The sequence below is a fragment of the Micromonospora sp. NPDC049051 genome, from assembly GCF_043197575.1.
Lineage (GTDB): Bacteria > Actinomycetota > Actinomycetes > Mycobacteriales > Micromonosporaceae > Micromonospora.
The window spans coordinates 508425-522831 of the sequence record NZ_JBICTL010000001.1 but is presented as its reverse complement, the minus strand read 5'-3'; the positions used below and the strand labels follow the sequence as shown (position 1 = coordinate 522831).

Here is a 14407-nt window from a genome sequence, read left to right as displayed (position 1 = left end):
CGGCCGTCGGCTAGTCCCCGCCCAGGTAGCCTTCGCGCTGCGCGTCGTACAACCTCGCGTACAGGGGCACGTCGAGCAACCGCTCGTGCGGACCCACCCCGGCCACCCGGCCCTCGTGCAGGAGGACCACCTCGTCGGACGCGGACGCGAGCGACATCCGATGGGTGACCACGACGACGATTCCGGCCCGCTCCCGCGCGACGGCGCGCGCCCGGGACATGAGCCGGTCGAGCAGCATCTCCTCGGCGATCGGGTCGATGGCGGCGGTCGGCTCGTCGAAGAGCAGCACAGCGGCATCCGCTCGCAGGAAGCCCCTGGCCAGTGCCACGCGCTGCCACTGTCCGCCGGAGAGGCGACGCCCGTCCGTCATCGTGGCGCCCAACGGCAGCCCCAGACCGTGCTCCCTGACGAGCTGCCCCAGACCTGCGCTCTCCACCGCGTTCTCGACATCGGTGTCGGTGAACCGGTCGTCGCCGAGCCGCACCGCGTCGCCAAGCTCGAACTCCAGCTCGGCGAAGTCCTGGGTGATGTAGGTGGTGCCGGGAGTCCGTCCCCGCGCCCCGTCCTGGCCGGCCGCCCCCGCACCGATCAGCCGGATCTCCCCGGACGAGGGGGCGATCAACCCGCTCAGCAGGTTCACGAGGGTCGTCTTCCCGCTCCCGTTCGCGCCCACGAGGGCGTAGATGCGGCCCTCGACGAGCCGGAGGGAGACGCCCTCGATGGCGGCGGTGGCCGCTCCGGGATAGCGGTAGGAGACGTCGTGCAGCTCGATCGCGGAGACCTCGCCCGCCGGGCGGTGCACGACCGGATCGCGGCGCAGCCGCTCGCGTACCCGATCGAGGGAGCGGACCACACGGATCGAGTCCGCGCAGGATGCCAGGTAGCGCGCCAGGGCGCCGACCAGCGACGTGGTCGTCGAGAGCAGCAGCAGCGAGGCCAGCGTCGTCGCCATGCCCACGGTGCCCTCCGCGAGCGCGTGGACGAGGCCAGCCACCCCGGCGGCGAGCGCCGCACCCGTCAGGACGATCCCGAGCATCGTCCACAGGGCACCCCGCCACAGGCCGGCGTTCCGCGTCGCCTCCGCCGCCGTGGCCGAGGCGCGGTGCGCCGCCAGGAGGTACTCGCTCCCCCGGGACAGGACCAGCTCGTCGGTGTACCTCTCGTCCGTGCCGATGCCCGCGAGTTCGCCGCTGACCCGCGCGTTCTCGGCAGCCGCCCGCTGGGCTGCCCCGACGGCCGCGTCACGCCGGCGGACGCACAGGTACGCCCCCACGGCGGCGAGCGGCATGAGCAGGAGCCACGGAGTCGCCAGCACCGTGATGACCACGGTCATGGCCAACCGGACGGTCGTGCCGAGGATGAGGCCCACGACGTCGGCGCCCTCGGTGAGCCGCGCCTGTTCGGAGCGCACGATCTGCAGGTCGTCGACGAAGGGCCGCTCCGAGAAGTGCTCGGTCGACCTGGCGTCGTAGAGCCCGCGCTGCAGGTCCTCGTCGATGAGCCGGTTCGTCCGGTCGATCAACACAGCCGAGACGGCGAGCGAGTAGCGGCCGAGCAGCACCTGCGCCACCAGGGCCGCACAGGCCAGGCCCAGGAACGGCACCCCCGACGTGGGTTCCCCCGCCGCCCAGAGGGCCACCATGATCGCGATCGCGACCGACGCGGCGACGGTGGCGACGGGCCGCACCGTGAACGCCACGAGGGTGACCCAGGCGGCACGCCGATCCGCCCGGAAGGACAGTCGCAGAAGCTCGCGGAGCGCGCCTGAGAAGGTCATCGGGCCACACCCCCCTCGCTCGGCGTCCGGTAGCGGTCGGCCTGCGAGCGGAACATCCGCGCGTACGTCCCGTCGTCGTCCATCAGCGTCGCGTGGGTCCCGCGCTCGGCGATCGTGCCGTCGTGGAGCACCAGGATCTCGGCCGCGCGCCGGACGCCCGCGAAGCGGTGCGACACCATCACCGTCGTCCGGCCCGGGCCCGCGAGTTCGCCGAGCTGGGCGAAGAACCGCGCCTCAGCCTGCGCGTCGAGCGCGGCCGTCGGCTCGTCCAGCACCAGCACGCGCCGATCGTCGTCCACCATGCCCGCGAGCGCGCGCGCCGTCGCGAGGCGTTGCCACTGCCCGCCGGAGAGGCCGCTCCCCGCGCCCATCGCCGCCGTGAGGCGTGGCGCTCCCGGCTCGAACAGCTCCGGATCGAGATCGTCGAGCAGGGCCCGCACCCGCGGTTCGCGTACGGCCGCACTGTCCGTGCGCCCCAACGTCACGTTGTCGTACGCCGAGGCCGGGTAGCGGACGTACTGCTGGCCGAGGAACGCGAACGAGTCGCGCCAGGCGACGCGCAGCGCCTCGGCGGACACCTCGACCCCGTCGCAGAGGATCCGTCCCGAGCTGGGCGCGAGCAGCCCGACGAGCAGCTTCAGCAGGGTGGACTTCCCCGCTCCGTTCGCGCCGACGATCGCCAGGCTGCCCCCGAGTTCCACCTCGAAGCTCAGCTCCGCGAACACCGGCTCGGCCGCGCCGGGATAACGGAACGTGACCCGTTCGAACCGGATCCTGCTGCCCGGTCCCGCCCGGGGAGCGCTCCAGCCGGTGACCACCGGGCGCGGGTGCGCCGTCGTCGCGAGCCGGACTCGGTCGAAGACCTCCGCACCCATCGACGAGTAGACCACGTCCATGGTGACGCCGAAGACGAGCATCAACGCGACCAGCGAGGACACGCCCATCACCACCTGGGCGGGCGGCAGGCCGGCCCGCACCAGCACGAACAGCGCGAACGCCATCGCGACCACCGCGAGGGCCAGCGCCGCCAGCAGCGGCGGGCCGATGCGCGTGGCCGGGCGGGCGCCGTGCGCGGCCTCGCGGAACCTGCCGATCACCCAGTCGGCCGCGCGGAAGAGGATCACCTCGCGGGCCGTGCGGCGGTGGAACGCCAGACCCGCGAGGTACACCGCGCGCGCACTCTCCTTGTCCGCCGAGTACGCCGCCGACTGCTCGGCCGTGTAGTCCCGCTCCATCGTCGCGGACAGCACGACGAACGCGACCAGGACGGGGACGCCCGCGAGCGGCTCCACGAACACGAGCACGAGTCCAGGGATCACCGCCTGCGCACGCATCAGCAGGTATCGCACCGTCGACACCACGAGCCGCCGCATCGGCGGCGCGGAGCTGACGGCATCCAGCGCCTCCCGGAGGGCCCGCGAACCCGCACCGGGGTCGGACAGTCGCGCTCGGATCAGGGCGCGCTCCGACTTCTCCTGTATCCGGCCCCCGTAGCGGTCGGCGAGGACGTCCACGACCACGTTGCAGAGCTGGTCGACGACGAAGAGGACCACGAACGCCGTACCGGCCAGCACGACCGCCGACGAGCCGCCGGCCACGCCGCCCACGACGAAGCCGATCGCCACGATCGACGCGGCCGGCACCGCCGCCGTCGCCAGCAGGAGCAGGACGAGACCCAGCGTGAACCCGGGGAGGAGCCGCCACCCCACGGCGAAGAGGTTCAGCCGGAGCCGCCTGACGACCGTGGTACCGACGCCTGGCCGGTCCGGTGCCACCCGTCGCCTCATCACCTGCTCATTCAACGGTGACCCGCGATGGCCGTGGTCGGCGGCCTCCCCGCCCGCTGGCGAGGCGGCTGCCGCACCGCCGGGTGTTCCGGAGACGTCATTCGTCCAGTCCCTGCTCGACCATGTCCACGATCGCCTCGACGTTCTCCGCCGTGAGCAGGTCCAGAACCTCCAGGACCACTCCCCACCGCTTGTGGATGAGGTTGACGACGGCGAGCAGGTCGACCGAGTCGATCCCGAAGTCGAGCAACCCGACCTCCAGGAGCTGGTCGTCGCTGAGGTGCGCGAAGTCGCCGCGCTGCCGGAGCACCTCCACGAGCCCGCTGACGATCTCCTCCCGCCCGGGGCGGGACCTCGGCCCGTCCTCCGGCCGGGCGGCTCCGTTCGCCCCGGCCTCGTCCGCCGCGGGCTGCGGGGCGGGCGCGGACATCCGGCCCGCGTCGCCGCCGACCTCGTCCGCCGCAGGCGCGGGCGCCCGGCCCGCGGCGCCGCCGACGTCGATCGAGAGGCGCTCCCGGCCACGCACGTCGGGCCCGTCCCCGGGCTCGCCCGGCCGTGCCCGGCCAGCGGAGAGCACCAGGTGCACGCTCGTGCCGCTCGCCCCGAAGCAGCTGACGCCGACCCGCGCGGTGCCCGTGGGAAGCGGAACGGGACGGAACGACGGCTGGGCGATCCACTCGCGTGCGTCGGCGTTCAGCTCCTCGAAGTGCACCGTCGGGGGCATCCAGCCGCGCTTCAGCCCCAGGAGGACGTTCACGAGGGACGCGATGCCCGCAGCCGTGTCGAGGTGACCCAGCGCCGGCTTCACCGAGCCCACGGGAAGGGGGTCCCGGCGCGTGCCGAACACCTCGTGCAGGGCGCCCAGCTCCACGATGTCGCCCACCGTCGTTCCCGTGCCGTGCCCCTCGACGTACGCGATGTCGTCCGGTCCGACGGACGCGTCCGCCATCGCCCGACGGATGACCCGTACCTGACCGTCGAACGCGGGTGCGGCGTAACTGGCGCGCTGCGCGCCGTCGCTGGCGGAGTAGACGCCCTCGATCACACCGTGGATCGTGTTGCCGTCGGCGACGGCGTCCTCGTGGCGACGAAGCACGAAGACACCCCCGCCGCTGCCGCCGACGGTGCCGTCGGCCCGGGAATCGAACGCCCGGCACTCCCCGGTCGGCGACAGGATCCCGCCGCGTTCCCACTGGTATCCCCGACGATCGGGGAAGTACAACGCCGCGGCGCCCGCGAGGACGGTGTCGACCCGGCCGCTGCGGAGCAGGAGCACCGCGTGCTCCACCGCCGCGAGCGCTGTCGAGCAGGCCGTCTGGACGTTCACGCTCGGGCCGATGAGCCCCAGCCGGTAGGAGACCCGTCCGACGCAGTGGTCACTGCTGTTGCCGATGAGGATCTCCGGGAAGGCGAGCTGGTCCCGCATCGCGAGGTCCCGCTGCAACCGCGTCGTGAAGTACGAGTCGAGCGACTGGCCCGCGTACAGACCCATGCCGATGCCGCCGACCACGCCGATCTCGCGGCCACGCACGCTGTCGGGACTCATGCCCGCGTCGTGCAGCGCCCCGATGCAGCAGTCGAGGAAGAGCAGGTGCTGCGGATCGGTGATCGCCAGTTCGTGTGGAGTCAGGCCGGCCAGGTGGCGTGCGGTTTCCGGGCTCCAGGCCGCCCTGGCCGACCGCGCCACGTAGCCTTCGCGGCCGAAGTCCGACTCCGGTACGCCCGCGGCGACCATCTCCTCGCGGGAGACGTCCACGACGGCGCTCGTTCCCGACCTCAGGAACGAGTCGATCTCGACCCGCTCACGTCCGGCGGGCAGACATGCGTCGTACCCGACGATGGCGATCTCGCCGCTCACCCGGCATTCCTCTTCCCGCTGTCGTCGATGTGGTCCGCGAGTGCCGCGAGGCTCGGGAACCGCATCAGCTCCAACACTCCGATCTTCTGACCGGTACGGCCCGCGAGAGCGCGAGCGAGGTTCGGCAGGTCGACCGACGTCAACCCCATGTCGAACCAGCTGGCGTGCGGGCGTACCGTTTCCGCGCCGACGAGCGGGCGCAGCCCGAGCGCGAGCGCGCTGACGGTCGGCGACCACCCGGTCTCGTCCGCCTTCCCGGCGCTCGGCGGGTCGGCGGCGGACGAGGGCTGCGCCCCGCCGTCGCGCTGCGGGAGGAACGCGACGTCCTCGCGTACCCCGAGCAGCACGGAGCGGGCAGGCCGGGCCAGTACGCAGGCGGCGATGTCCATGACGCTGATCTCGTCGAGCCCCAGGGCCTGGGCCACGGCCACGTTCGCCTCGTCGGTCTGCCGTGCCTCGCGCACCGACGTCACCGACACGACCGTGACCGGGATCCGGGTGGCCTGCTCGGCGATCACCTCGGCCGCCGCGCACGCCGCCGAATAGGTCTCGACGCCCGTCCCCGCGACGTGTGCGTTGACGGAGGAGACGACCGCGAGCGGCGCGTCCAGGGCGTGCGCCAGTTCCACGGCCGTGCGGACCCCGTCGGTCTTCGGGCCGAGAAGACGCGCGAGCGCGTCCTGCGGCGCGGGCCGGGGCTCGCCCGCCAGGTGGACAACCAGGGTCCGCTCCCCGGGAGCCCATCCGATCTTCTCCAGCAGGTCGCCCACGGCCGCCGTCGAACCGATGTCGGTGCAGACCCGGTCGACCCCGTCCGCCGGGGCGTTCCCGGACCGGGCCCGGTGACCGACGAGCGTGACGCGCAGGCCGCGAGCGGACAGTTCGGCGCCGAGCGCCTCGCCGAGTCGCCCGGTGCCACCGAGGAGCACGGCATGGGTCGCGGGCGGGACGTCGCTTCCGGCGGAGACCGGCGCGAGGACGCGGTGCCACAGGTCACCGCGAGGGCCCACGAAGAGGTCCGCGACGGCAGTGCGCGCGCCCGCCTCCACGGCCGGTTCCTGCGCCAGGACGTCGTCGAGCACCTGCTCGTGCGCGAGCGGATGCAGCCAGACCGTACGCACGGAGCGGGCGCCCGCCCCGTGCGCGACCGCGCGCAGGTACGCCGCCACGGGATGCGACCGGGGCAGCCGCCGGGCGTCGCCCTCGCGCGCCTCGACGAGGATCACCACGTCCTGCCCCCGCAACCGGTCGGGCTCGGCCGCCTGACGCCAGTGCTCCAGCGTCTCGTGCAGTTGCTGCGGCGCGCAGCCGGCCAGGGCCGAGTGGACCAGCCCGCGCCCACGCAGGACGACCGGCTTGCGCACCTGCCCCTGCGCTCCCGCCGGTGTCCCCTCCGCAGGCGAGGGCCGGGCGACCCACTCCAACTCCCACAGCCGAGGCGGGTCGGGGTCGATGAACCTCCGGACGAGCCTTCCCTTGCGGACCTTGCCGATGCTGGTCCGCTCGATCGCGCTCGCCGGAATGTCGATGACGTGCGCGACGGGTACGCCGATGATCGTCTCCACGCACCGCCGGACCTCGCCGCGCACCTTCGACGCGTCACCGTCGACGGCACAGAACACGGCGATCTGATCACGGTCGAGCCTCGGTGCCCGGAAGGAGGTGATCGCGCACGTCCCCGGCACGACGCCCCCGACCCGCTCGACCTCACCTTCGAGGTCGGCGGAGTTCCAGGTCACGCCGTTCGCGACGATCCTGGTGCCGTCCCTGCCGACGAAGTGCACGCCGCTGTCGTCGATCCGGGCGAGGTCACCGGTCCGGAACCAGCCGTCGGCACCCATGGCGAGGTCCCCACCCACCAGATAGCGCTCCAGCACCGGCGAACCACGAACTTCCAGGTGCCCCACGCCGAGGCCGTCGTCCGCGGCGTCCGTCGCCACGATCCGGACCTCGACCCCGGGCAGCGGGAAGCCGACGGAGACCGTCGGAGACGTGTCCGCGAGTGGGTCGTAGTGCGGGGCGTACAGAACCCCGGAGCACGTCTCCGCCATGCCCCAGGCCGGTGCGATCGTGCCCTTGGGCAGGCCCAGACGGCCCAGCGACTCCTCGAAGCGCGCGCAGTCCCTGGCGGAGACGGCCTCGCCGCCGTTCAGGCAGAACCGGATGCTCGCGAGGTCGACGGACCCGTCGGCCGGGATGTTCCCGGCCTCGTTGGCCAGCATGCGATAGGCGAAGTTGGGCGACCACACCGCGCTGACGCGGTGCTCGGTCACGAGCCGGAACCACTCGCCGGGATTCGCGAGGATGCGTTCGGTCGCGACGGAGAGGTGCCTGGCCGCGATCACGGCGTCCCGGACGTGGGCCATCAGCATGCCGCCGACGTGCGACAGCGGCATCCAGTTCAAGCCGACCGTCGTGGCGTCGAGCTCGTTCACGGCCACGGCGCCGAGCGCCATGTCGATGACGCCCCGGTGGCGCTGCGGCACCACCTTCGGGGCGCCGGTGCTCCCCGAGGTCATGAAGTGCACCAGCGACAGGGGACCGTCGGCGGTGGCAGCGGCGCCGTCGTGCCCGCCCGGCTCGTCCAGGTCGAGCGGGATCGGGTCGATCCCCCACCTCGGCGCCTCGGAGACGACCCGGAACCGGGCGGCCCTGGCGTGGACGAGCGCGCGGACGGGCGCGTGCTCGGCGAGCGCGGCCAACCACTCGCCCCCTCCCGCGCGGTCGTCGAGGAGTTCGGCCGGCACCAGCAGCGGCTCGGCCCCCGCCACGACACTGCTCCAGAAGAGCGCGAGGATCTCCGACGGTTCGGTCGCGGCCACGACCACGATGGAGCCACGGTCGAGGCCCCCGCGACGGGCGTCGGCGGCGATCAGCCGTACGCGGTCCCGGAAGGCTCGCCAACTCTCCTCGCGCCGGGTCCCGTCGGAGTCGATCGTGCCGACGGTGGTCGTGCCGTCCGCCGCCCGGTCGAGGACCTCCGAGAGACTCCGTGGCGTCCCCTCGGTCCGTACCGTGGCGAGCGGCCGGCCCGCGAGCTGGGCGATTACGCGGTGCTCGGTCTGCATCTCTACCGACTAACCACCGGACGCCCGTCGCGCAGGACGTCGAACTGCGTGTGCGGGTTGTTCGCCGGGCTGATGACCTTGTCGCCCCACGGGTCGATCGCGATCCGGTTCATGCCGTCCGGGGCGTACTCGACGACGAGTGCCTTGCGCGTCCAGTTCTGGAAGTTGCCGCCGGTCATGTGCGGCAGCAGGCCCGCGAAGACCATGATGGATCCGGCCCGCATCGGCAGCGGGATCATGCCGGACGGATCCTCGGCGAACACCCGGTTGCCGAACTCGCTCTTCTCGTGCACGAGCGGTCCCACGCGGTGACTGCCGGGGAGCACCCACATGCACCCGGAATCCTCGTCCGCGTCGGTGAGCGCGACCCAGGCGGTGACGATCTTCCCGGGCTGGTCGACGTACGTGTAGCCGGTGTCCTGGTGCCACGGGAACGCCAGGCAGGAGTTCGGGCTCTTGTAGACCGACTGGTCCCAGTACAGGCGGACGTTCGGCCCGATCAGGTCGTACATCATGTGTTGCAGGAGCGGCAGCGCGATGAGCTTGCGCAGCGGTGCCGAATGGCGCGCGAGCTGGACGTTGAACGACACCTTGCCGGCCTGCGTGATGTTGTTCTTGCCGCCGGCGACGCTCGCGGCCGTGAGGCGCTCCGCTTCGAAGCGGTCGAGGTCGGCGACCACCTCCGCCAGGAACGCCTTGCTGAGCACGTCCTCGACGATCACGTAGCCGTCACGGTCGTACGCCTCGGCCTCGGCGTCGCTGAGCACCCGCTTGCCGCTGCCGATCGAGCGCCAGAGGAAGCTGTCGCTGAGCGGGTGGCGGCGGAAGGACGGCCAACGCGAGGACTGGAGCCCGAACCGTTCCTGGCAGAACAACGCCCAGTCCGCACGGGAGTCGTTGACGATCGGGCCCCGCCCGTGCGTCGTGGACACGGCGAGGTCGCCGTCCACGATCGCCTGTGCGCTGTCGGGGATCGTCCTGTCCTGGAATCCGTACTGCGCTGCGGTCCGCGCGTCTGGTTCCACCCACGCAGCGAACTGGCGGAGTTCCCCGAACGTTGTCCTGACTTCCAGAGCCATTCCCTCACCCCTCGATCGAAGCAGCTGACTTGTCTCAGATGCGCGCGGTCACGGCCCGGCTCAGCTGGCTGACCGTCGGATTGTCGAAGATCAACGCCACGTCGAGCTCGGTGCGCAGCTCCTGATTCAGGATCGCCATGATCCGGATCGCGTCGACCGAGTCGCCACCCAGATCGAAGAAGTCGTCCTCGTCACCGAAATCGACGGACCCGTCGAGCACCCGCTTCCAGATCCCCCGTACCAGCTCGGGAACGTAGCCGTGGACCTCCGCGCCGGCCGGCCGGTCGCCGTCACCGTCGTGGTCCTGATCCGCCTCGCCCACGTACTCGTCGACCAGTGCGCGGAGCGCCGCCATGACCTCGGCCCCCTGGTCGGCTCGCAGCGAGCGCAGCACATGCGACAGGGCCGCGTCGAGGTCCTCGGCCGACGACGGGCTGAGTGCGAGCCTCTCCTCCGCGCCCACCATCGCCCAGCGGCTCAGCGCGAGGACGGTGCCGTCGCCGACGGCGCCTGCGCCGGGCCGGCCCGTGCCGACGACGACGAGCCGACCGGGCGCGCCCGCCGCACGAACCCGGCCCGCGAGACCCACCATGCCGGTCACCAGCAGCGCGACGGTGGCGTCGAACGCGGTGTCGACGTCGATCACCACCGCCTCGGCGTCGAGAGAACCCGGCTCCTCCTCGGCGAGGACGCGCGCGGACGCACGCGCCTTCGTCACGACGAGGTCGAGGGGGCGGACCCGGCCGTCGAGCCGCGCCTCCGCGGCGCCGGGGTCCCCCTGCGGCTCGGCGAGGCCACGGACGAGCCGGGCGAGCCCCCGCGCCGAGACCCGTTCCGCGCGGTCCACGCCGCCGCGCCCGTCGTCCGCGGTGGCCGCTTCCGGCTCGGTCGTCGGGACGAACCGTTCCTCGATGCCGCGGATCAACCGCGCGAGCAGCAGCTCGCCCCGGTCCTTCGGAAGGAACGCCTGCGCCGCGTCGATCGACAGTTCGACGTCACCGCCGGGCCGCTGGGTGAAGGTCACGGCGAGCGGGAACCGGACCACGTCGGTGGGCATCGACACCTCGTCCACCTGGTGGCCGTCCAGTGCGAACGCCTCGAGGTTGTCCCACGACACCGTCACCGTGGGCGTCTGCACGCGACGGGTGACGTCGTTGAACACCTGGCGGAAGGTGAGCGAGCCGTGTTCGACCCCCGACATGACGGCGCCCTTGACCGACGGGCGTGGGTCGTCCCCCGCCACCGGACCCAGCCAGAACGGCGCCAGCACGGCGCAGCTGCCGTACTCGACCACCGACGGCTTGGCGGGGAACGCGTAGAGGTGGTGCCGTCCGAGCGTCTCGTCGATGATCTCCGCCGCCGCCCGGAGCGCCTCGGCGAACGACGTCGACCGCTCGGAGCGGGCATACGACGCGAGGCCCGCGCGCAGGTCCGAGGCGAGGCGACCCGACACCCGGTAGCCGCGACGGTCGAGGGTCCGCGCGTCGAACCCGGCCTCGAACGCCTCGTCCGGCAGGGCGTCCACCCAGCGGGTCCAGTGCGCCCGGTCCCTTTCCCTGGTCTCCCGGTCGAACTGCGCCACCGGGGGGATCGTCAGCTCCTGGACGGGCCGGCCCTGGTAGCGCGCGGCGACGGAGTCGAGCAGCTCGGCGAAGCGCATCCCGTCGAGGACGACGTGCGACGCGCGGAGGTTGACGAACACCCCGGTGGCGGACCGCTGGCACGTCAGCCGCACGCCGCAGCGCGCGACCGGGTCGAGCGGTTCGGCGTACGACCTCACCCGGATGGCGGCCGCGAAGTCCCCCACGGACTCCGCGACCCCGTCGATCAGTTGCCAGCTCTGGCGATGCGCCTCGCCAAACGGCTCCACCCACCCGTCAACGCCATCCGTATTGACACGTAGACGGTAGGCAGGCTGCGCTTCGATCGTGTCGAGATAGGCGCTCCGCAGTCGGTCGAGATCGACTGCCGGGGAGATGAGAAAGGTGCGGTCGATGACGTACGCCTCACGCGTCTCGGCGCTGATCTGGCACGCGGCCCAGATCTCGCGGGCGGCTCGACTGGTCGAGACGGGAAACGGGTCCCGCGCCGCCGGGTCGACGGGCCTCACCTCATCCGCGTCGTGGGCGGCACCCAGCGGGGCCACGGACTCCGCAGCCGCCGGTCCGGCCAGCCGGTCCGCCTCCTCGACCGGTCCGGCCGGCCGGTCCGCCTTCTCGACCGGTGCGGCCGGACGGTCCGCCGACGACGCCGCTGCGGCGGGGGTGCTCGCCAGCCGCTCGCTGAGCCGGCCGAGCGCTCGCATCGTGTCGTTCCACGCCTGCCCCGGCGGCAGGAAGTCGACGAGACAGGCGATGTCGGTCACGCCGAGCCGGGCGAGCTCGGTGGTCAGCTTCGCCCACTCCGCCTCGGGGCCGACGAGCGACAGGCCGTCGCGCAGACGGTTCGCGGCCGCCTTCATGCGCGGCGCCCAGGTCTCCTCCGCGACGAGTTCGGGGTTGTCGTGCGTGCTGCGGAAGGTGGCGAACATGTAGCGCTCCAGCGCCGCCATGTTCCGCTGCTCCGCCGCCTCGTCCGTGGCGACCGCGGCGTGGAGCAGGACCGTCACGTCTCCGCCGTCCGGCGGGAGCCCGCCGTCGCGCCGCCCCTGCCGATAGCGTTCGAGGTTGCCGGTGAGCTGAGCCAGGTCCTGCTGGATCAGGTTCGTGAGCACACCGCGCCCGGCCCGGCCCGCCTCGTAGAACGAGTCAGGCGATCCCACGCACGCCTGCCAGAGCCGAAGTTCGCTCAGCGGACGCGGGTGCAGCCGGACCTCCGTACGCTCGCCGGACCCCCCTTCGACGGCGAGGGCTTCGCCGCCCCAGAGACGCTCCAGCTGCGCGACACGCGTCCGGAACAGCTCACGGCGTTCGGCGTGCGTCCCCTCGGAGAGGACGAAGTCGCGCTTCATCCAGCCGGACGCCACACCGAGCCCGACCCGCCCGCCGGAGGCGACGTCGACCATCGCCCAGTCCTCCGCCACGGAGATCGCCGAGTGCAGCGGCAGCACACTGCTGCCCGCCCGGATGCCGATCCGCGAGGTGCGCATCGCGACCATGGCGCCGAGCACCGCCGGGTTCGGCGAGAACCCCGCGAAGTCGTCGAAGTGGCGCTCGGGCAGCCAGACGTTCTCCAGTCCCTCGGCCTCGGCGACCTCGACCAGGTCGAGCAGGCGCGAGTAGATGTCCTTCTCGCCGTTGGCCGCGAAACCGAACAGCGCGAGGCTCACCGACGGGGACCGGCCCCCCTCGGGGTCGACCTCCGCGTCGCCACCCCGGGCGAGCCGCTGGGTCGCGCCGGCGACCGCGTCGAGGACGGCGCGGCGGACCTCCGCCGTGTGGGCGGGAGACAGGAAGCAGTTGCCCGTCTCCGGCACGAGTACGCCTTCGGCGATCATCATGCGCCGGAACTCGTGGAACGCCTTCCCCCCGTACGCGAAGCTCGTCGACGTCGCGGGCACGAAGCGGAAGAAGGACCCGGTCCCCAGCACTCGGACGCCGACGCCGGAGTCCTCCAGGATCCGCGCGATCGCCTCACGCAGGTCGTCGCCCGCGGCGTTGAGTTCGGCGAGTACGCCGTCCCCCTCCCGGGCGAGCTGCCGCAGCACCGCGCCCGCCGCGGCCACGGAGAGCGGATGCTTCGCGTACGTCCCTCCGGTGAACGACACGCGGTCCGGGTCGGCGCGCACCTCGTCGGTCCAGGGCCCCCCGTCGATCAGGTCCATGACGTCGGCGCGGCCCGCCACGGCGGCCATCGGCAGACCGGCGGCGAGCGTCTTGCCGTAGGTGGCCAGGTCCGCACGGACGCCGTAGATCCCCTGGAAGCCCTGGACGTGGAACCGGAACCCGGTGAGGACCTCGTCGAACACGAGCAGGGCGCCCGCCTTCTCGGTCAGGCTCCGCGCCGTTCGCGCGAGCGAGGCGAGGTCGACGTCGGGCGACTGGTTCAGCCGGGGCTCCATCACCACGGCGGCGACCTCCTCGCCGTGCGCGGCCATGAAGTCGGCCAGGTGCTGCTCGCTCACGGGCAGCACGCGGACGTCCTCCGCGGCGCTCGGGGACACGCCGGGGAAGGACGGGGTCGCCAGGTGTTCGCGGCGCTTTCCCGGGCGCGGGCTGAAGAGGGTGGAGTCGGAATGGCCGTGGTAGGCGCCCTGGAGGAGGACGACGAGCGCCCGTCCCGTGTAGGCGCGGGCGAGGCGGATCGCGGTGAAGACCGCCTCGGTGCCGGTGACGCAGAAGTTCACCCGGTCCATCCGCGTCAGCTCGCAGAGCAGCTGGGCCACCTCCGAGGTCTGCGCGATCTCGGCGCCGATGTGGAACCCCCGCTCGATCTGCCGCTCGACGGCTTCGCGGACGAAGTCGGGGTTGTGGCCGAAGAGGTGAGCGCCGTACCCCATCGTGAGGTCTATCAGCTTCCGTCCGTCGGCGTCCCACACGTGGGCGCCGCTCGACCGGTCGATCCAGATCGGGTACGACGCCGCCCGCTCCTCGTGCTCACGCTGGGCGATCTTCCGGTTGTTGCACAGATGCCCCTGGCTGCGCCGGCTGAGCTCGCGCGACGCGGCGGTGGCCGTGGCGTAGGTCGCGCCCCGGTCCCGCTGGTGTCCCGGCCGTTCCACCGCCGGTTCCGCCACCGCCTGCCGGATCTCTCCGGTGCCGCCCCGGGCAGCGGGCGTCGCCGCCGGCCCAGCACTCACCAGGACCGGCTCCGGCGCCACCACGACACCATCACCCCGCGCCACCGACTCCGAAACCCAACGCCCGACAGCACGAACCGTCACCACGTCCTCAAGCAAC

6 protein-coding genes are annotated in these 14407 nt (G+C 72.7%); all 6 read right to left on the bottom strand.

What is annotated here, in order from left to right:
* Positions 1-10: 10 nt before the first annotated feature.
* A complete protein-coding gene (locus tag ACGFIR_RS02530) occupies positions 11-1777 on the bottom strand; it encodes an ATP-binding cassette domain-containing protein (RefSeq protein WP_393142824.1) in 1767 nt (588 codons plus the stop codon).
* On the bottom strand, positions 1774-3564 hold the full coding sequence (locus tag ACGFIR_RS02525) for an ATP-binding cassette domain-containing protein (RefSeq protein WP_393142822.1): 1791 nt from the start codon (positions 3562-3564) through the stop codon (positions 1774-1776). The genes ACGFIR_RS02530 and ACGFIR_RS02525 overlap by 4 nt, the downstream gene beginning before the upstream one ends.
* A 97-nt stretch (positions 3565-3661) precedes the next feature.
* Positions 3662-5422 carry a beta-ketoacyl synthase N-terminal-like domain-containing protein gene (locus ACGFIR_RS02520; protein WP_393142820.1) on the bottom strand — a complete coding sequence of 587 codons (1761 nt, stop codon included), beginning with the start codon at positions 5420-5422 and terminating at the stop codon, positions 3662-3664.
* Entirely contained in the window at positions 5419-8490 is a 3072-nt protein-coding gene (locus ACGFIR_RS02515; protein WP_393142818.1) for an AMP-binding protein, read from the bottom strand. Before ACGFIR_RS02515 ends, ACGFIR_RS02520 begins: the two co-directional genes overlap by 4 nt.
* Positions 8491-8492: 2 nt before the next feature.
* Complete coding sequence (locus ACGFIR_RS02510) at positions 8493-9515, bottom strand: phytanoyl-CoA dioxygenase family protein (RefSeq protein WP_393001208.1); 1023 nt, start codon at positions 9513-9515, stop codon at positions 8493-8495.
* An 88-nt stretch (positions 9516-9603) separates the two neighbouring features.
* On the bottom strand, positions 9604-14307 hold the full coding sequence (locus ACGFIR_RS02505; RefSeq protein ID WP_393142816.1) for a MupA/Atu3671 family FMN-dependent luciferase-like monooxygenase: 4704 nt from the start codon (positions 14305-14307) through the stop codon (positions 9604-9606).
* Positions 14308-14407 lie beyond the last annotated feature (100 nt).

Excerpts from the sequence above, each read along its gene's own strand:
- ACGFIR_RS02530 (WP_393142824.1), bottom strand. The coding sequence starts at position 1,777 with ATGACCTTCTCAGGCGCGCTCCGCGAGCTTCTGCGACTGTCCTTCCGG.
- ACGFIR_RS02525 (WP_393142822.1), bottom strand. The coding sequence starts at position 3,564 with ATGAGGCGACGGGTGGCACCGGACCGGCCAGGCGTCGGTACCACGGTC.
- ACGFIR_RS02515 (WP_393142818.1), bottom strand. The coding sequence starts at position 8,490 with ATGCAGACCGAGCACCGCGTAATCGCCCAGCTCGCGGGCCGGCCGCTC.